Annotated in this window: 18 protein-coding genes and 1 pseudogene; 7 read left to right on the forward strand and 12 right to left on the reverse strand. The window is 36.5% G+C overall.

The genetic code is table 11. The annotated features are described in order from the left end of the window. Nucleotides 1-46: 46 nt before the first annotated feature. The 5 genes from iolG to N0O92_RS11085 all read right to left on the reverse strand — a co-directional run bounded on the left by iolG (nucleotide 47) and on the right by N0O92_RS11085 (nucleotide 5,193). A complete protein-coding gene (gene iolG / locus N0O92_RS11065; RefSeq protein ID WP_315614718.1) occupies nucleotides 47-1,075 on the reverse strand; it encodes a bifunctional inositol 2-dehydrogenase/D-chiro-inositol 1-dehydrogenase in 1,029 nt (342 codons plus the stop codon). 55 nt (nucleotides 1,076-1,130) lie between these two features. After that, complete coding sequence (locus N0O92_RS11070; RefSeq protein WP_315614719.1) at nucleotides 1,131-2,069, reverse strand: sugar phosphate isomerase/epimerase family protein; 939 nt, start codon at nucleotides 2,067-2,069, stop codon at nucleotides 1,131-1,133. An 87-nt stretch (nucleotides 2,070-2,156) separates the two neighbouring features. After that, the gene (locus tag N0O92_RS11075; RefSeq protein WP_315614720.1) at nucleotides 2,157-3,125 is read right to left on the reverse strand and encodes a sugar ABC transporter substrate-binding protein; all 969 of its coding nucleotides are present in this window, start codon (nucleotides 3,123-3,125) and stop codon (nucleotides 2,157-2,159) included. Between the two features lie 439 nt (nucleotides 3,126-3,564). Continuing rightward, entirely contained in the window at nucleotides 3,565-4,467 is a 903-nt protein-coding gene (locus N0O92_RS11080; protein ID WP_315614721.1) for a helix-turn-helix domain-containing protein, read from the reverse strand. A 108-nt stretch (nucleotides 4,468-4,575) separates the two neighbouring features. Then, entirely contained in the window at nucleotides 4,576-5,193 is a 618-nt protein-coding gene (locus N0O92_RS11085) for a hypothetical protein (RefSeq protein WP_315614722.1), read from the reverse strand. Nucleotides 5,194-5,359: 166 nt separating this feature from the next. Here N0O92_RS11085 and N0O92_RS11090 point away from each other — a divergent pair. The 4 genes and pseudogenes from N0O92_RS11090 to N0O92_RS11105 all read left to right on the forward strand — a co-directional run. Further along, a pseudogene (locus N0O92_RS11090) lies at nucleotides 5,360-6,254 on the forward strand (NADH-dependent flavin oxidoreductase); the annotation flags it as partial. Between the two features lie 124 nt (nucleotides 6,255-6,378). Beyond that, nucleotides 6,379-6,693, forward strand: a complete 315-nt coding sequence (locus N0O92_RS11095) for an ArsR/SmtB family transcription factor (protein WP_315614723.1) — start codon at nucleotides 6,379-6,381, stop codon at nucleotides 6,691-6,693. A gap of 85 nt (nucleotides 6,694-6,778) precedes the next feature. Beyond that, nucleotides 6,779-7,207 carry a DMT family transporter gene (locus N0O92_RS11100; RefSeq protein ID WP_315614724.1) on the forward strand — a complete coding sequence of 143 codons (429 nt, stop codon included), beginning with the start codon at nucleotides 6,779-6,781 and terminating at the stop codon, nucleotides 7,205-7,207. A gap of 13 nt (nucleotides 7,208-7,220) precedes the next feature. After that, on the forward strand, nucleotides 7,221-7,685 hold the full coding sequence (locus N0O92_RS11105; protein ID WP_315614725.1) for a DMT family transporter: 465 nt from the start codon (nucleotides 7,221-7,223) through the stop codon (nucleotides 7,683-7,685). Between the two features lie 86 nt (nucleotides 7,686-7,771). On the opposite strand, the gene N0O92_RS11110 is transcribed toward N0O92_RS11105, so the two are convergent. From N0O92_RS11110 to N0O92_RS11120, 3 genes are all read right to left on the reverse strand, one after another. Next, entirely contained in the window at nucleotides 7,772-8,755 is a 984-nt protein-coding gene (locus N0O92_RS11110; RefSeq protein WP_315614726.1) for an NAD(P)H-dependent flavin oxidoreductase, read from the reverse strand. A gap of 622 nt (nucleotides 8,756-9,377) precedes the next feature. Next, the gene (locus N0O92_RS11115) at nucleotides 9,378-10,097 is read right to left on the reverse strand and encodes a DUF421 domain-containing protein (RefSeq protein ID WP_315614727.1); all 720 of its coding nucleotides are present in this window, start codon (nucleotides 10,095-10,097) and stop codon (nucleotides 9,378-9,380) included. Nucleotides 10,098-10,389: 292 nt separating this feature from the next. After that, entirely contained in the window at nucleotides 10,390-11,295 is a 906-nt protein-coding gene (locus tag N0O92_RS11120) for an AraC family transcriptional regulator (protein ID WP_315614728.1), read from the reverse strand. A 115-nt stretch (nucleotides 11,296-11,410) separates the two neighbouring features. Here N0O92_RS11120 and N0O92_RS11125 point away from each other — a divergent pair, with 115 nt between their 5' ends. Beyond that, nucleotides 11,411-12,355 (forward strand): DMT family transporter, encoded by a 945-nt coding sequence (locus tag N0O92_RS11125; protein WP_315614729.1) that lies wholly within the window; start codon nucleotides 11,411-11,413, stop codon nucleotides 12,353-12,355. 28 nt (nucleotides 12,356-12,383) lie between these two features. Here the strand turns inward: N0O92_RS11125 and N0O92_RS11130 are convergent, their stop codons facing one another. The 4 genes from N0O92_RS11130 to N0O92_RS11145 form a co-directional block, all read right to left on the reverse strand. Next, on the reverse strand, nucleotides 12,384-13,076 hold the full coding sequence (locus N0O92_RS11130; protein WP_315614730.1) for a sporulation protein: 693 nt from the start codon (nucleotides 13,074-13,076) through the stop codon (nucleotides 12,384-12,386). Between the two features lie 419 nt (nucleotides 13,077-13,495). Continuing rightward, nucleotides 13,496-14,416, reverse strand: coding sequence for a cation diffusion facilitator family transporter (locus N0O92_RS11135; RefSeq protein WP_315614731.1), 921 nt, complete (start codon nucleotides 14,414-14,416; stop codon nucleotides 13,496-13,498). 21 nt (nucleotides 14,417-14,437) lie between these two features. Beyond that, nucleotides 14,438-15,022, reverse strand: a complete 585-nt coding sequence (locus tag N0O92_RS11140; RefSeq protein ID WP_315614732.1) for a TetR/AcrR family transcriptional regulator — start codon at nucleotides 15,020-15,022, stop codon at nucleotides 14,438-14,440. 220 nt (nucleotides 15,023-15,242) lie between these two features. Next, nucleotides 15,243-15,614 (reverse strand): iron chaperone, encoded by a 372-nt coding sequence (locus N0O92_RS11145; RefSeq protein WP_315614733.1) that lies wholly within the window; start codon nucleotides 15,612-15,614, stop codon nucleotides 15,243-15,245. A 570-nt stretch (nucleotides 15,615-16,184) separates the two neighbouring features. Between N0O92_RS11145 and N0O92_RS11150 the strand changes: the two genes are divergently transcribed. Further along, complete coding sequence (locus N0O92_RS11150; protein ID WP_315614734.1) at nucleotides 16,185-17,744, forward strand: BCCT family transporter; 1,560 nt, start codon at nucleotides 16,185-16,187, stop codon at nucleotides 17,742-17,744. 601 nt (nucleotides 17,745-18,345) lie between these two features. Beyond that, nucleotides 18,346-18,465 carry a DUF4023 domain-containing protein gene (locus tag N0O92_RS11155; RefSeq protein WP_315614735.1) on the forward strand — a complete coding sequence of 40 codons (120 nt, stop codon included), beginning with the start codon at nucleotides 18,346-18,348 and terminating at the stop codon, nucleotides 18,463-18,465. Nucleotides 18,466-18,570: the final 105 nt, after the last annotated feature.

Here is an 18,570-nt window from a genome sequence, read left to right on the forward strand (position 1 = left end):
TCGAGTACATTCAAACGCAAAAGGACTTGTATCATCGTAACTGTTTTTATTTACCTAATGTACTTCCTTGATCATAAAAAGCTGGGCGCTCTGGCATTTCAATCGGCACAATCGCCCGAGAATGTTTCGCTTCTACACACGCATCCGATGTAACCGCAACAACATAGCCATCCCAAGCAGAAGGACCATTCATTTCCCCTTTCGCAGTTGAATCAATCCATTCTTGTAATTCAACATCATAGGAATCAATAAAACGATCTTTCCAATCTACATAAATGTCTGTCGAAAGCTTAGCTTCACTTCGCATCAGAACGCTTTGTGGTTCAGGGAGATTGGCGATTCCTGTTTCACCAACAATTTGACATTGAATGTCATACCCATATTTACAATTCACAAACACTTCCACATCGATGCGAATCCCTTTTTTTGTTTCTAGCAAGATCATATGAGGATCTTGAAGATCATTCTCTGCAAAACGTGTGCTTCTTGGTAGAATAACTTGACACGAAATATAATCATCATCTAATAACCAGCGTAATACATCGATTTCATGAACAAATGAATCGGTAATGGCCATATCCCCGCTGAAACCTGGAGCTGTCGGATTACGGTGGGCACAATGCACTACTAAAGCCTCCCCAACCTTGCCTTCATCAAATACTTTTTTTAATTGACGATAACTTTTATCGAAACGACGCATGAAACCAACTTGTACAAGCTGTTTTCCATGTGCAACCTCAGCATCTACAATTCGTTTACATCCTTCTGCTGTTGTTGCTAATGGTTTTTCGCAGAATACCGGTTTACCGGCAGCGATAGAGGCTAGAACAAATTCTTCATGTGTGGGTCCCCATGAAGTAACGATAATTGCGTCCACATCATCCGCTTTAATTACATCATGTCCATTTTCATAAATTTCCGCTTGAAGTTGTAACTCATTTACTACATTTTTCGCTGATTCAGCATTCACGTCTGTCACAGCAACAATTTCTCCTCCCGTAAGGTCATTTGTAATACGACGGATATGATCTCTCCCAATAGCTCCTGTCCCAATTACACCAATTCTTAAAGTCATAATAAAAACTCCTCCTAATCCACTTTTGTGTTTTCTCTATATCTTCAACCCACTATTACAATCTCGGTAAACAATCTTTTAATAGATCGACAGACTTCTTAACTCCTGTAAAAGGCTCCATCGTTAAATCTTCCATTTCAATCACAATTGGTCCTTCATAACCAGTCATTTTAACCACTGTAAAAAATTCCTTCCAGTAGCCTGCATCATGCCCGTATCCAAGAGCAACATAATTCCATGACCGAGTTGAGAAGCTCTCCATTGGTTTTATATCAAGGAGCCCATGAGCATCATTGATTCCACGTTCAATTCGGACATCTTTTGCATGCACATGATAAATAGCGTCTCCTAATGTTCTAGCTGCCGCAATTGGATCTCCCCCCATCCAGAAAAGATGACTTGGATCCAAATTCATTCCAACCATATCTCCTACTTCATTTCTCAATTTTAATAAGGTCTCTGGGTTATGAACTAAGTTATATCCTAAGTTTTCAATAGCGATCTTCTTAACACCAAGATCTTTTGCCACGTTTACAGCCTTTTCCCAATACGGAAATGCCACTTCATTCCACTGATACTCTAATGCTTCAAAGTGAAGAGGAATAATTGGATGAGTGATCCAATTTGGAATTTTATCATTCGGCCCGCCACTTGGGCACCCAGACATCATCACAACCGTTTCCACCCCTAAAAGACCGGCAAGCTTAAACGTTTTTTCAACAACTTCTGCATGAGCTTTTCCTGCTTCTGTTGGCTCCAACTGATTTCCAGAGCAATTTAAAGCAGCAATTTCAAGTCCCCTACTTTGTATTGCATCTAGAAATCTCGCACGTTTTTCTGCACTTTCTAATAAACCGTCTAAATCCAAATGAGGTGCTTTCGACCAGTTTCCACACCCTAACTCAAGTGTTTCTAACCCTAATTCGGAACACGCATCAAGCATTTCTTCAAATGGCATATAGCCAAGAATATCTGTAACCAATCCAGCCTTCATTATCTTTTCCTCCATTTCAAAATATACCGAGACAATGGAGGAAAGGGAACCTGAATGGAATCCCTTTCACTTCTCCATCTTTACCTCTTACTCATATTTAGCAATATACTCATCTACTTGGTCTGGAACGACTAGTTGGAAAGGAACCATCATGGTTTCTACTTCTTCACCATTCGCCGCCTTAATTGCCGTTCGTATACTTTCGGTACCTTGACCCCTAGCATCCTGGAATACAGTAACTGTTAACTTCCCGTCTTTCATAAATTGTAATGCAGCAGGTGTAGCATCAACACCAGCAACCAGAACGTCATCAAGTTTACCAGCTGCTTCAAGTGCTAAAATAGCTCCAATTGCCATTTCATCGTTATTCGCGACAACTGCATCAATCTCTTTGCCAGACTGAATCCAGTTTTCCATCAACGTCATTCCTTCGTCACGATTCCAATTCCCTGTGCCTTGAAATACAATCTCCATATCAGGATTTTGCTCAATAATTTGCTTGTTTCCTTCCGTTCTCATAATTTGAGCTTCATGACCCATTTGACCTTCCATAATGGCAATGTTTCCTTTACCTTCAAGTCTTTTTGCTACCTCTTCCATTTGAAGAATTCCAGCTTCAATAGATTCCGAACCAACGTATGCAGTCGCCTTATCTACTCCATCGAATGTTTGATTTGCAACAATGATAGGAATACCTGCTTCATTCACTTTGGCCAAAATGTCAGCTGCTGCCACAGTATCTACTGGTGTTAAAATGATGGCATCAACACCTCTGGCAATAAAGTTTTCAATTTGATTCATTTGTTTCGCACTATCATTTTCCGCATTCGAGTAAATAAATTCGAAGTCAGGGTAATTCTTTTGTTCTTCTTCCATTGCCTCAATCATGTATGTGCGGAACTCAGTAATATTTTGTAATGAAACCCCGATCACTTTTTTATCTTGACTTGATTCAGAACCACCTTCAGATGAAGCTCCTTCATTACCACCACAAGCTACAAGGATGAACGACATAACCAAACTGAGAATGAATACAAAACCTTTTTTCCTGTTCATTTTTAACTCCCCCTAAGTGAATGCAAATAATGAAACCGCTTACTTCGTTCTTCCTAGTAAAATCTTTTTTAGGACGCTATATTCCCCCTATCTCAAACGGTTGGATAATCATTTCAAATGGAACCAGGTGCTTAAATTTGATTATAGGAATTAAGGCGTTACTTGTATTTATCTAAAGCAGACTTACTTTTGTCAATTACGGACATCCAAATGACTAAAATCATCGAGATTATAAAATTACAACCATCATCGAAATAATTATCCATAAAATTAACACTGTCATTACACTGTTTCAAACTACCCTAATAGATAATCCAATTTACTACATAAGAAAGCCATTTTGCCTTATCGAGACATTTTCTTGTCTAAAAAGGACATAAGGACATATTGTAACTAAATCTAAAAAACGATCCCTCCAACCAAATAGTTGAAGGGATCGTTAGTAATCAGTAAAAGATGTTCTTTTCACATTTGTATAGAGAGAGCGAAAACGCCCTGGTGGATTGCGCATAATGGCTCTAAACACTCGAGTAAAATGATGAACCGAAACAAAACCACTTTCCTCTGCAATATCCTTGATAGTTAAATCAGTGGTTTTCAGTAAAGTTGCGGCCTTTTGAATCCTTTCGTGTTGTATAAACTCAGAGAAATTCAACCCTAATTGCGTAACAAATAATCGAGATAAGTGACGCTCAGAAATATGGAATTGTTTTGCAACTTCTTTTAATTTTAAAGAATCAGTCAAATTATCCCTAATATAAAGTTTTACTTGATTAAGAACAACAGAGGAAGTCTCTGGGATACTTCTTTGACTACCTGTATAAGATGATGGAGCAAAGGTTTGAATTAATGAAGATATGAGTGAATAGGAAAGAGTCGTTAGGTTTTCCTCCAAAAAAGGTTGTTGTAATTTGGTCGCCTGTTGGAGTAATGACTTCCATAGTAACGCTACGGTTGTATCCTCATTTATCTTAACGACAACTTGAGAGCTTCCCTTAACACCATCCATCATTTTGATCCATTCCTCACTCGACTCAGATTCCACTAACTCGAAGGCAACATATACAACTGAAATTCCCTCTTCACTGGTAATCTGGTGAAGCACCTCTGGTCTTGATAAAAATATTGTATTAGCTTGAAGTGGATACGTTTTGCTATCGTCCATATACACTCCATTACCATCAAGAACATAGTGAGCCTCAAAGAATGAATGTTTATGAACTAAATTATTATAATGCTTTGGCATCCCTCCCCAATAATGTACATGAAATATAGCTCCGTTTTGTTCTATTCGATGCACATATTTATTCAACGCAATTTTGGCAGAAACGTAATTAACCAAGTAGAACCCTCCTTAGTTAGAAGCATAGTGGCTTCAATTTAAGCATTTGCTGCGAATGTAACTAGAGTCTTTTCACGTAAACCTTTATTTTTAACATGAATTAAGCTTCTAATGTTTTATAGATTTTTTCACTCTTTTTAGTTGAGGAGCTGTTAGGTATGTTTCTCTTTTTCGTAACACCTCCAAAAATTCCTCTTTATTTTCATCAGTTACGGCTAAGAGCGTACTTTCCGAGTGCTGAGGAATTTCCTTTGTTCTGCAATTCTCAAGGTGATTGAGCAAGAACGGAAAAATTGCATCATTGTTTTCCTTACTAACGGCTGCTAACTTCGCAAGTGTCAAGACACCTTTATCATTGGTAATAACTGAACCTATTTTCATCGCACTTTTTAATGTGTCAAGATGCGCCATAATGGTTTCTGATGCTGCTTCAGCGATCGTAGATAATGCCATCATTGCGCCCCACACCAAGCGGTTATTGCGGCTTTTTAGCAACTCTATAAAATTCATGGCATACATGCCTATAAGTTCTGGTTTAACTTGTCCAATTTCATACGCTACCTTAATACAATCGTGTTGAATCTTTTTATCCTTGCAAGAGAGGTTTTCAATTATTTCTTTAATGGCTGCATGATTTTCTTCCTTAGCCAGCTTATGAGCTAGCTCAATATTCGGCTCTTCATCATTTCGACCTAACTGAGAAGCTAACAGGTTCATTACTGACATGATTATCCCTCATTTCAGATTTATTAATGGTTCTACATTATTACATTAGGACCCTTGTACCATTTTACATAAAGTTGATCTGTTTGGTTAGCATATTAAAAGTTTTATCTCTCAAAATGTGACTGATAACAAAAATGGAGGAACTTTAAACATGAATCAAAACAATATTCCAAGTTTAAAGCGCTTGGCCTATGCTATTAAAGGACAAGGAGCAAAAGCCATTTTACAAATCTTTCATGGTGGAAGAATGTGTCCTCCGGAATTGGTCCGAATGGGAAATTGTCAGTGCAAGTGACGTCCCTGCAGAAAAAGGCGGAGTTTCAACAGACGAACCGGATGTAAAACCAAGAGCGTTAACCGAAGCTGAAGCGGAAGAAATCATTCATGCATTTGGCGAAACGACTCGGCGTGCAATTGAAGCAGGGTATGACGGAATTGAAATTCACGGAGCAAACGGCTATTTAATTCAACAAATCTTCTCGCCCCATTCAAATCTCCGTGAAGATCGTTTTGGCGGCAGTTTAGAAAAACGAATGGCCTTCCCTCTTGCTATCGTCGATGAAGTTAAAAAAGTCGTCAAAGAACATGGTAGCTCCGAATTTATCATCGGATATCGTTTTTCTCCAGAAGAGCCAGAAACACCTGGAATTACGATGGCCGATACACTCAAGCTAGTCGACACCTTAGCCGATAAGGAGTTAGATTATCTGCATGTTTCCTTAACTGAATTCTTTTCTAAGCCAAGGAGAGGTGTGGAGGATGTCAATAAAACGCGAATGGACTATCTTCTTGAAACCATCAATCAACGCGTCCCACTCATTGGGGTCGGGTCCATTTACTCTGCTGAAGAAGCTCGTAAAGCCTTTGACACAGGTGTTCCTCTGCTAGCATTAGGGAGAGAGCTGATTATCGATCCAGACTGGGTCCAAAAAGTTTCAGAAGGAAAAGAAAGCGAGATCGTCACAGAGCTAGACAAGAGCAAACAAAAAGAATTGGTGGTTCCTGACCCATTATGGAAGATCATTACCAATACACCCGGATGGTTCCCAGGGGTTTATTGAAAAAGAGCCAGACTTCTAATGATTTTGAAGTCTGGTATTTATACGTAAAGTGTTTGATTCATATTCCTCACGAAAGATTTCCGCTAATTGACATATCGAAAAAATCCGATATATAATATGACCTATGGAACCAATCGATGTATTTAAGGCGTTATCAAACAAAACTAGACTTAACATTTTACAGTGGCTGAAGGAACCAGAGAAGCATTTTCCTAAACAAGGCGCTCACCTGCCAAAGGAGGTAAGTTATAAAGGGGGAGTATGTGTAGGAGACATTCAAGAAAAAGCCGAAGCTTCTCAATCTACGGTATCTCACTACTTAAATATGATGCAGAAAGCTGGTCTTCTTGAATCTGTTCGTTATGGTCAGTGGACGTACTATCGAAGAAACGAAGAAGCCATTCGTCAGTTTGCTGAATATCTTAAAACAGAAATCTGAGTGGGTTGATTTCTGTTTTTTTATGAATTGATATATCGATTATTCTAGATATCTAAAAATCAAGAACTCAGGAGGAATTCATGTAATGCGTTACATCTCATATTTATTAGCATTATTAGCAGGCGCAGCGCTCAGTTTTGAAGGAGCTATTTACGGTGAATTAGGGAAAACGATAGGAAAGCTCGAAACAAGTTTTTATAACTTCTTTGTGGGTTCAATCATCCTCGGATTATTATGGCTTTTCTTTGGGAAAGGTAAACTTTCCTATGCCGTTGAAGCACCTAAATGGACACTACTTGGTGGTGTCTTGGGGGTTGTTTATTTAACATCTATTGTAATTAGTGTTCCATTTGTTGGTGTTGGAATCACTATGGTTGCAGTCATTATTGGTCAATTGGTCATGAGTATGGTGATTGAACATTATGGGTGGCTTGGAAGCAAGAGATCTAAAATCAATAAAGAAAAAGTAGTAGCTATTATCTCAATGATTATAGCACTTGTTTTAGTTTACTAGGAGGTATAAAAAAATGGGTTTATTAATGATTCTATTCACCTTTTTAGGTGGGATCACATTAAGCGCACAATCAGCTATTAATGGTACATTCAGTCGTAAAGCAGGGACAATTGAAACGACCTTTTTAACTTTTCTAACTGGAACTATGTTTCTAGCCATTTTTATTCTCTTTTTTGGTAATGGAAATATGTTTGCCATTTTAGAGATACCTAAATGGCAGTTAAGCGCCGTGTTTTTAGGGGTAATGTTTTTACTTTTTATTATCGCCGCTGTTCCTAAAATTGGGGTTATTGCAACCAACATTACCGTTATCATTGGTCAACTTGTAATTGGCATTGTTATTGACCATTTCGGCTGGTTCAATAGTTTAGTCATTCCTTTAGATATGAAACGATATTTTGCATTACTATTTATGATTATTGCTCTTTATTTTATCTATAAAGGAAATAAACGCGCCAGCGAAGAAATCTCTGCGTGATCTAGTAAAATATTTCAAGACGCTGCAATCATTAAGAATAAGATTGCAGCGTTTTTTTATTAGTTGAATAATCTAGCCAAAACATTCTATCTAGATGCCTGCTCTCCGATAATACTATCGAGACGACTCAATCCTTTTTCTGCTGTAGTCACCATCCCATCAAACAACTCCTGTACGGTTGGAATATTTTTGATTAGACCAATTACCTGCCCTGCCCATCCGTAACCTTCTACATCATTACCATTATAGATATAATTTAGATTTGCATTACCGCTAATCACATCTTTGAGGTCTTCATAAGTTGCACCTTCCTGTTCACGTTTTATAATACTCAATGTAAAATCACTTTTTAGAACTCGTCCCGGTGCACCTAATGTTTTCTTAATAATCACTGTATCTGTTTCATTTGCATGAACGATTGCCTGTTTATATTTCTCGTTCGCTTGAATGCACTCCTTCGTTGCAATAAATCGAGTCCCCATTTCAATACCTTCTGCACCAAGGGATAACCCTGCAAGTAATCCACGTCCATCACCAATACCTCCGCTAGCCAATACAGGAATTGATACAGAATCTACGACACGAGGAATAAGCACCATTGTACCAATATCGTCTCGGCCTAAATGTCCTCCTCCTTCCTGTCCAACCGCCATCACAGCATCAGCACCTAATTCTTCGGCTTTTTTTGCTTGCCTAACCCCTGCTACAAGGACAAGCGTACGAATATTTTCTCCTTTTATTCGATCAAAGACAGGTTGCGGATTCCCTCCCGTTAATGAAATAGCTGGTACCTTTTCCTCGATTGCAACTTCAAGCAATTCCTGATAGTTTCCACCGTTGTCGTGCTTTGCAATTGCAAAATTCACACCAAATGGATGATTGGTCAGAGTCCGTACTTTACGGATTTCTTCTCGCAATTTTTCTGGTGTACCAAGTGTTGCTGCAGTAATTTGCCCAAGTCCACCAGCATTGGATACCGCAGCTGCCAGTTCTGCATAAGCAAGGTATGCAAGTCCCCCCTGAACAATTGGGTATTTAATTCCGAAAATCTCAGTTACTCGTGTTTTCATATTCTCTCCCGCTCCTTTTCAGGTGTTTTATGTAATACACATTTGACACAAAAAGTGGGTTTCCTGCAATTGGAAAACTGATGTTACACGTAACTAGATTCTTTCACAAAAGCCTTCCGGAACTGAACGAGCTTTAATTCACGAAATAGGTTATCTGAGTCAAGGTGATACCAATACTATTGCTACCTAAAATGGATACTGGGAAAAGTTTTATCCTCTACCCCTATCAGAAGATAAAATAAAAAGGTCTCCGTCAATTTATTTGACAGAGACTTTTCTACTTTTAGATTTTTATGAAAGACTTGCCCACGGTATTTCTTATTGATTTTGTCCTTCATCGGCTTTATGAAGGTCACTTCTACCTTATTTCTTATCGGTTTTGTCTTTCATCGGCTTTATGAAGGACACTTTCCACGTATTTCTTATCGGTTTTGTCTTTCATCGGCTTTATGAGAGGCACTTCCCCCCGTATTTCTTATCGATTTTGTCTTTCATCAGTTATATGAATTGTATGTAGCTTATTTAACGCTTCTCGTCTCTAGCTCTAGTACATCCTTCACTAAGCCCTTTAATATAAAGGACTTTACTGCTAGCAAATAACAATTTCGGAACGAATCCTCAGTTAGTTGTATATTGGTGGCATGTGTTGTTGTTCATTTTTTAGGGAAACGTGAAGTTCTTGGTCATCATTAATGGAAGCGAAGAAGACTCGATTTACTTGTGCAACCTGTCTTTTATGCAATTCAGCAATTAACCATTGTCGGTTTAAGCCTAAATAGGTTAAGATATCTTCGTAAATTTTTCCTTCTACAATTAAGGGATAAGACAAACTTTTACTTTTCTTTTCTACATTTATATCCTCAATGGTGACTCCCAATTTATTTTCTTTTTTTAATACACTTATTTGCCCATTTGCTTCGATAATAGCAATTTTCACCTCACTTATATCAAAAATATTTTTTTGTCGTAACATTTGTAACACGTTATCGATGGTATATCTAATCCTTTTTAAATTTTCCACTAAGAGCTTCCCATCTTGTATGACTAACGTAGGTTCAAACGTTATTTTTTTCCCTATTTTCCGATGCGTAATGGATAAGTGGGCCGTTAATCTTTGTATCAATGGAATAACGATAATAGCTAAATAAGTATAAACATGATTTACATTTGGATCTGCAATGTCAGCTCCCACCACATTGGCTAATGTCATAATAATGAGAAAATCAAAAATAGGCATTTCTCCAATGGAACGTTTGCCCATATACTGTGTTATTAATAAAAATAACGGAAAGATCGTAATAATTCTAGCTAATATAATAGCTGATTCTTTTAAAATCTCCATATGATTCACCTATTCCTTTTTTGGAGTGGATTAGCAGAATAAGATTTGCTGCATGAGTTCATGATAGTTATCTCCATTAGAACTTACAGTTATTACTTTTGCCTTCTTATATTACCAATTGCGTTTAATAAACCAGCTAAATTAGTCATACATTTTATCTGTCAAATAAGAAAAGACGATCACCCAGAAAAGTGATCGTCTATGCAATGTTTATTCATTCCATTTATGTTGTATTGGACACCAAAAAATCATTAAAATGATAACCTTTATTCAAATAAACCCGTTACTCTAACTATACTCCTTCACCTATTAAATCAGCTATTTTATATTTTTTATACGCTAAGGGGGTCATGTTCATTGACTGTCGAAATCGATCAATGAAATAACTTGTACTATTAAAACCAACTTGATAAGCAACCTCAGTAACATTGGATTCTGATTGTTGGAGTAAAAATAGGCTTTTTTGAATTCGATAATCCGTTACGTAATGTAAGGGTGTTTTCTTTAAAATTCGTTTGAAGTATCGACAGCATTCCGAGCGGCTTAACTCGCCAGCTCGTGCAATATCGTCTAACAGAATCTTCTCCGCATAATGTGTGTGTATCCAATTTAACATTTGTTTCATTCGTTGATTCTTTATCATTTCCTTTTGTTCATATTCTAGTTGGACACCATTCATAATTAGGTTCTTCCACATTAATGTTAGATGTACGCTGATGTCGATTTCATAGTATGGTTGATTTTCTTTTGTTAATTGATAAATTTTCATCAGAGAGTCTAAAATATTTTTTGCCCAAAGTTCTTTCGGAACCAAGTGTAAATAAGGTAGATTAGTCGCCTGAATATACGGGGTTACAAAGGTTGTATAAAGTTCTTGAGATAAGATGAAACTTGGAGAAACATTTAAACAAATATAAACACAGCCTGAATCAATCTGATCTTTCGCCATATGAAGACAACCACTATTTATGAATAGCCCTTCCTCTTCCCGAACAGTCAGTTTCTCTTCATTTACTTGGAAAGACGCTTCCCCTTTTCTAACGAGAATAAACTGTAATTCATCATGCCAATGTAGGGGTATATGTTCATTTATATTTTTGTTAATCGTTGTTTCGTAACATGCAAAAGGCAACATAACAGTACGGTGTTCTGTTAATTCCTTTAGATTTTGGTCAATCATAAAATCTTTTATTTGCATATTACCACCTCAATATCCTTATACTTTTTTACTCAATTCCGATATTATTTAAACGGTCATTCACTTATCATATGAAGTATTGTAACACTATTTTTATATTTAAGGTGGATCAAATATGAGTAGACAAAAAGGCATATTTCTTGTTATCACAGGGGCATTATTTTGGGGAATTGGAGGTACTGTTTCAAAAAAGCTTTTTCAAGATTTTGAAGTTAGTGTTGATTGGCTTGTGACAAGCAGGTTACTCATCGCTGGGTTATTACTCTTAACAGTGCAGTTTTTTCGAAAAGACCGATCTCAAATATTGGATGTTTGGAAAAATAGAAGGACAGCTATTCAATTAATAATCTTCGGGTTACTCGGCATGCTGGCAGTTCAATACACATATATGGCTTCCATTCATCATGGCAACGCTGCAGTTGCAACGTTATTACAATACTTAGCACCTGTTATGATTATCATTTATTTGATTTTCCGCAAACAAGCTGTCCTAACACGAAGAGATTTGGTAACCGTTTCTCTCGCATTAGTTGGGTGCTTTTTCTTATTAACAAACGGCTCACTCACGCAATTATCCGTACCAACCCCCGCCATCATTTGGGGTGTGTTATCAGGAGTCGCATTAGCCTTTTATACTTTATATGCCATCCCTTTATTAAAAGAATACGATTCCCTAGTCATTGTTGGTTGGGCCATGATTATCGGTAGTTTCGCGCTAAGCTTTGTTCATCCACCTTGGCAAATGGACTTTGCATCTTTGCCAGTAGAAGCGTATTTATACTTACTTTTCGTTATCATTTTTGGCACAATGATCGCATTTTGGTTTTATATAGAAAGTTTGCAAAGTTTACAAGCTAAAGAATCCAGTCTTCTTGGAAGCACTGAGCCATTAGCGGCTGTTTTCACAACCGTCTTTTGGTTAAAAGACCCCTTTGGCACGTTTCAATGGTTGGGTACCACTTGTATCATTTTAATGATTTTATTAGTAGCTTTGAGTAAAGATTCCTCTTCAAAGACTTGCAAAATATCTAAAAATGAAAAGCCCCTTAAAATTAGCTAGACTTGAGAGGGGCTTTATTATATTAAAACTAACTCCGTATCGTACTTGAAAAATTCCCCAATTGCTTATAAAGATCTTCGTCTCTATTGATCGATAAGTGCGAGATATGATCATTTTCACTAACATAAATATCAAAGTTACGATCGTTTCCAACAAAGTAAATCTTTCCACCTTGACCATTCGTTAAATGAAAGGCTTGCATGCAGTGGGTTGGATTATCATCAGTTGGGAATTTATGTCTGCAAAGTCCACTTTTACTTGTATGATGAAAACCACGCTCTCTGAAAAAACTGAATATTTCATCAATAAATGAATCTTTCACAATAAAGTAATGATCTTCTACAGGATGATTAAAGAAATTAATATCTAACTCCGTTTGAATGTGAATTCTTTGCTCTTTGAACGTAATAGGCGCATAATAAGGCAAAACAAACGAAAACGGAATCAGCTTTTCTTCATTTGGTTGAATCACTACAGGATCTGTGATTTTGATTTCTAAAATAGGTTCTGTAATATGACGGAATTCTGTCATATCCACGTCCTCTTTATTGAATTCTGTATCGATATGAATATATATTTCTGTAATCGTTTGTTCCGCTTTGCCACCAAAAATGTGAACCTCACCTTTTACTTCTTTGCCTCGTTCAACTATATTATCAAATAATATCGTATTTACTTTCGAAGATCCAATTCCGATTGATGAAAATAGTTTTTCAAACATAAACTTAGCTCCCTTCATAAGCAGTGTCTCGTTTTTTATCATCATGTGAAAATATGAAAAATCTATGTTAGTAAATCTATTATATTGAAAGTAATCGATATGGACTACTTATTTTTTTGTGAAATTTGAAACAATGATTTATCATTTTATCAAGTATCCCTTAGCCCTTTAGACGATTAAATGCTTGTAACATAATATGGAATGTCTAGATAAGAGTGTCTGTCCACAATTGTATCTTGGACTAGGTTTATACTATTGTTACATTAATTCTTCACAATAGTCTTCCAAAATGGAAGCCACCACTTGCATCGTAATGGTGATATACGAAGAAGAGACAATCACACGATAAACGTAATTGTCTCCTTATTCTTTCAAGTATTATTTAACCTTTTCTGGTAAATCATGCTACTTTCTCATTATTAAGCAAGATCCTTTTGCGCCCATTTTTTATCATTGGTGAATGAGACAGTGAGCCATTTTTTATATACTAAATCTCTTGTATGCTGAATAATTTGTTCCCGTATCTTATCTTGATCAGCAATTGTTACCATTTTTGATTGAGGACCAAGGATGAAATCTATATCTATAAATAATTTATTTCCGACTTTAGCAATACGTAATATTGACTCACTAATTTGGTACTTCTTTTCAATGGGAGTTATTACTTTCTTAAATTTTGCCTCAATGCTTTGGTCTGGCGACATCTCAAGCACTTCCCTAAATGCCTTGGTCATTTCAACAATTGGAGTTTTGAGGAAGTAACCAATAACAATTAAGACCATTACTGGGTCAACATAAGGAACTAAATATTCATAAGGTGTATAAGAAATGAGAACTGCTGAAATGAACCCGAAAAGAACGGCACCACTTATTAATGAATCCATTTTCCACTGATTCGCCTCAGCCTTAATAAATCCTGATTTATCTTTATTTTTATTTAGTAAAATAAACACCGCAACGCAACCAATTGTATTAACGAAGGCAAAAATAAGAGCCGGCCCTACCCTTGTATCTTGACCTCCAGATAAAAGGGATACGATAGCTGTTATAAGGGTGATGATACAAAGAAGGAAAATGACTCCATATTTAATAATAATGACAACTGGCTCTAACATTTCTTTTCCGTATGGGAACCTCATTCTGTCATTTTTTTTTATAAATTGCGCTACAAGGAGAGATAGGAGTGACAACATAACACTTACTAAGGAATACAATCCATCAAAAAAGATTATCTGAGAAGAAACCAAACTCCCCCAAACGACCCCAAATATTGCAAAGAAAAGCGCAACAAATACGGATATCTTCAACAAATTTTTCTCTCCAGCAAATGATTTAAACATATAGCACCTCAAAAAAATTAATTATGAATGATAGTCAGTCAGTGAACTTTTTATAAACATTACAACTTGGTCCTTGTTTATAGCGGTTGCCTTGTTACCCTGATTAGAAAGATAAAAAGCTTCTGCAGAGGTTTCAATCACATTTATAATCATTCTTGCTAAAGGTCCCAACTCAACTTTGGACGTACATAATCCAGCTTCCTTTGCACTCTTTAATTGACATTCAAGCCAACTATAATAGGGTTGGTAAATTTCCTCCCAAGTTTCAAGTGAGTGATAATACGCCAACCCAGAATAACAGAATAAAATTAACTCTCTGTACTCTCTTGTTATCTTAAAAGTTATATCGACAACCGCATCTATCGTATCAAAAATATTAGTATCCTGATGATGAACTTCCTTTACCTGTGTAAAAAGAGTATTTAGTATTCGTTTTGCAATAGCTGGTACTACAGCACTTTTGGAATCAAAGTATAGATAAAAGGTCCCTTGAGCAACCCCTGCTTCCTTCACGATTTGTGAAACGGATGCTTTTTCAAACCCTTTTTCTTTCATCACTTTTATTGATGCATTTACAATCATTTCATACTTATTATCTATCCCCACTTATCATTCCTCCTTAAAATCAAAATGACTGACTGTCATTCTACTCATTTTATAATAACATGGTGACACTACTACTTCAATTAAACTCTGATTCAACGCTCTTACTTCGCAATCTCAGCGATTTTAACACCAAAAAAATACAATGATCTAAAGTAGGTGTATTCTCTGTTCCTATTACACAGAGAAGCCCTCAAATACCTTCAAGGGCTATCTTATTTTTCTATTTTCTCCAAAAAGTAGTACAGTTCGCCTTGTCCCAAATATTAAACTCAATCATTTTCTCAAGTAGTGAATAATCAACCGAACCGTTCCAAGGAATACGTATCAATTCCTTTGTGTAGTCATATCCGGCCTTCACGATATCATCCTCTACATGAGTGATCGTCACACTTTCAGGGGCGACAGCTAAGTGCTTCTTAGAGACACTAAAGCCAATAATAAATGTACCATGATCGGTATACATCGGTTGCTTCCATTTAATTTCCTTGTTCAAATTTGGATAGCTATTTGTTATCCAAGTAAACACTTCTTCCATTCTATCTCGTTGAAACGGCTCTTCAATCCCCTTTAAATACTCTGAAAAAACTTCCATGTTGTTCCCTCCAATATAATTTATGTTGTATAGAAGAGTTCCTTTAGCCTATTAAAAGCAATGTTGATTGCCAAGATATAGCTTAAGTTCTATATGTAAATAAATAACACAAAACCTTCTAATCGTCTAATTGAAAGGCAATTGGGTATCTCAAGTTTAGTATAACATCTCTAATTTAACATTGTTTTGAAAATAATTTATCGAGACATTAGATTCCATCTCCGCGCATCCTTCTCCTTCGATAGTTGCATCAACGCCTAACTTCCTTTCCATCTTTCACATCATAACTTTCCCTCAAAAGCTAAAAGGTTTGACTGAGTAATATTTTATTATTATAATATTAAGCTGTTTAACATTCGAACTATTAGGGTATTTAATGGGTATTTATAGTTAAATAAATATATAGAATGGTAGGTGAAATTATCTTAGACGACTATTATAGGTGTATACCGTTTAGAAAAAGAGCAAGTGGCCCTTTCGTTCCGTAATCTTTTTCTCCAGACATCACGGATAATCAATAAAAGAGTAGAATAACGTTCTCACTTCGTTATACTTTATAGGAGGAAAAGAATGAATACGATTAAGAATTTGAAAACGGACTGGACTACATTTGCTGTTAGTGGAGGTTTTTTACTCCTCTTTGTTATTTTTTCACTCATTGACATTGATATGGTTGAAGGTTGGGTAACGGAATCCTTCAATTGGTCAGTCACATTTTTTGGTGCTTATTGGCAATTATTATTACTAGGGAATTTTGTAATCGGGATGATTTTAGCTTTTTCTAAATATGGAAATGTGAAGTTAGGAAAAATGGAGAAACCTGAAAATAGTTATTTTCGTTGGATTTCTATGATTCTATGTACGCTTCTAGCTAGTGGGGGTGTTTTTTGGGCTGCATCAGAACCAATCTATCATTTTGTTACAACTCCACCGTTGTTTGCCAATGATGAAATGACACCACTTGAGGCCATCATACCGGCTTTATCCCAAAGCTTTGTCCACTGGGGCTTCCTAGCTTGGGCGTGTTTAGGTACGTTAACCACCATTGTCCTCATGAATGCACATTATCATAAAGGATATCCACTTAAACCACGTGCCATTTTATATCCGATTTTCGGAGAAAAAATATTTAATAAAAGTATTATTGGTTCAACTGCCGATATCGTTTCTATTATTGCAGTTGCTGCAGGTACAATGGGTCCTATCGGATTTTTAGGCCTGCAAATAGGATATGGTCTTCATTTTTTATTTGATATTCCAAATACGTTGACTACGAATATAATCATTGTTGGAGCATTAATCGTAATTGCTGCTATATCTGTAGCAAGTGGCGTTGACAAAGGAATTCAATTCTTAAGTCGTTTAAATGTTATATTTGTTGTTTTATTAACAGCAATCATTCTCATCATTGGCCCAACCATGTTTTTAATAGATTCTTTTATTAGTGCTCAAGCTTTTCAATTACAGCATTTTTTCGCCATGAATTTATATCGCGCGGATCAAGCTTGGCTTGGTTATTGGACGATCTTTTTCTGGGGCTGGTTCCTAGGGTATGCACCCATGATGGCTATTTTCATTAGTAAAATATCGCGTGGTCGCACGATCAGAGAGCTTATTGTAGCAGTATCTATTATTGCTCCACTCGTTAGTAATTTCTGGTTCGCCGTTGTTGGTGGTACTGGATTATCTCAAGAACTGAATAATCCTGGTTCCATTTCAAACCCATTAAATGATGGCGGAATGCCCGCGACCGTAATGGCCATTATGGACCAGCTACCCTTGGGATTATGGTTGGCTATTGGGTTCTTAATCGTTAGTATTGTGTTTGTATCGACTACCGTTGATTCCATATCATATACAGTAGCAGTAACCTTACAAGGTACAGATCATCCACAAAAATGGATGAGAGTCTTTTGGGTGATTTTGTTCGGTATATTATCTGTCGTACTACTAACCATTGGAGAAGGAAGTATACAGGCATTACAAAATTTTATAGTTGTAACAGCCGTACCAGTATCCATATTGCTACTTCCACCACTATGGAGTGCACCAAAGATTGCAAAGCAGATGGCTATCGAACAAAAAATAGGACCTTCTGTTGAATCTACGAAAGAAGCGAAGGCTGGGTAGTAATAAGAACACTATTAAAAGCCTAAACTTCTAGCAAAGATGATCTCTGTTATACGATAAACAGGGATCTTCTTTTTTCGTTCCATTGATAACTTTAGTGGATAGAATAGGACTTGTATTACAAAAATTTTTCCGAAATGTTGTATTTGCATTCCAACTTCTTTTAAATCTTTTTTATCCCAAGTTAAAACAGACGATTTACTATTAGATTTTGCTCGATAGTAGCACATCTAAAGGTCATTTATTAGATTAATAACTGTTCAACGGTCCCGAAAGTTTATTAAAGCAGCTACCTCCAACAAATATAATTCACATTAGAGTTATGAAGGACTTTTGGCCCGTATTTCTCATCAGTTTTGTCCGTCACCGGCTTGATGAAGGACACTTACCCCGCTTTTCTATTCGGGTTTGTCTTTCATCCGCTTTATGAAGGAGTTTCCCCCTGCATTCCTCACTGCTTTTGTCTTTCATTTGCTTTATGAAAGACACTTCCCCTACATTTCTCACTGCTTTTGTCTTTCATTAACTCAGATCAATACATGTTTTTCCCTCAATAGGGAACCTTATTAAAGCAAATAAAGATAAGGAAGGATGAAGCGTGATGGAAGATACAAAACAATTTATCGACAAACTACACGACAAGCAACAAAAGGATGAACAAAATAGACAACGTCAAGGCAAAGGGCATCCAGAGAAGAAATTACCGAATAAACAACATTAAGCAACTAGGTACAGAAAAAATAAAGGATTTGTCCAGGACAAATCCTTTATAAAAGAATAACTCGTGAAAGTACAAGGATTATTGTTCAATCAAAGCAATTTAATG

This window comes from Alkalihalobacillus sp. MEB130 (assembly GCF_032335535.1).
In the GTDB taxonomy this organism is placed as follows: Bacteria; Bacillota; Bacilli; order Bacillales; family Bacillaceae_D; genus Halalkalibacter.

Excerpts from the sequence above, each read along its gene's own strand:
- iolG (WP_315614718.1), bottom strand. The coding sequence starts at position 1,075 with ATGACTTTAAGAATTGGTGTAATTGGGACAGGAGCTATTGGGAGAGAT.
- N0O92_RS11070 (WP_315614719.1), bottom strand. The coding sequence starts at position 2,069 with ATGAAGGCTGGATTGGTTACAGATATTCTTGGCTATATGCCATTTGAA.
- N0O92_RS11075 (WP_315614720.1), bottom strand. The coding sequence starts at position 3,125 with ATGAACAGGAAAAAAGGTTTTGTATTCATTCTCAGTTTGGTTATGTCG.
- N0O92_RS11085 (WP_315614722.1), bottom strand. The coding sequence starts at position 5,193 with ATGTCAGTAATGAACCTGTTAGCTTCTCAGTTAGGTCGAAATGATGAA.
- N0O92_RS11095 (WP_315614723.1), top strand. The coding sequence starts at position 6,379 with ATGGAACCAATCGATGTATTTAAGGCGTTATCAAACAAAACTAGACTT.
- N0O92_RS11100 (WP_315614724.1), top strand. The coding sequence starts at position 6,779 with ATGCGTTACATCTCATATTTATTAGCATTATTAGCAGGCGCAGCGCTC.
- N0O92_RS11105 (WP_315614725.1), top strand. The coding sequence starts at position 7,221 with ATGGGTTTATTAATGATTCTATTCACCTTTTTAGGTGGGATCACATTA.
- N0O92_RS11110 (WP_315614726.1), bottom strand. The coding sequence starts at position 8,755 with ATGAAAACACGAGTAACTGAGATTTTCGGAATTAAATACCCAATTGTT.
- N0O92_RS11115 (WP_315614727.1), bottom strand. The coding sequence starts at position 10,097 with ATGGAGATTTTAAAAGAATCAGCTATTATATTAGCTAGAATTATTACG.
- N0O92_RS11120 (WP_315614728.1), bottom strand. The coding sequence starts at position 11,295 with ATGCAAATAAAAGATTTTATGATTGACCAAAATCTAAAGGAATTAACA.
- N0O92_RS11125 (WP_315614729.1), top strand. The coding sequence starts at position 11,411 with ATGAGTAGACAAAAAGGCATATTTCTTGTTATCACAGGGGCATTATTT.
- N0O92_RS11130 (WP_315614730.1), bottom strand. The coding sequence starts at position 13,076 with ATGTTTGAAAAACTATTTTCATCAATCGGAATTGGATCTTCGAAAGTA.
- N0O92_RS11135 (WP_315614731.1), bottom strand. The coding sequence starts at position 14,416 with ATGTTTAAATCATTTGCTGGAGAGAAAAATTTGTTGAAGATATCCGTA.
- N0O92_RS11145 (WP_315614733.1), bottom strand. The coding sequence starts at position 15,614 with ATGGAAGTTTTTTCAGAGTATTTAAAGGGGATTGAAGAGCCGTTTCAA.
- N0O92_RS11150 (WP_315614734.1), top strand. The coding sequence starts at position 16,185 with ATGAATACGATTAAGAATTTGAAAACGGACTGGACTACATTTGCTGTT.
- N0O92_RS11155 (WP_315614735.1), top strand. The coding sequence starts at position 18,346 with ATGGAAGATACAAAACAATTTATCGACAAACTACACGACAAGCAACAA.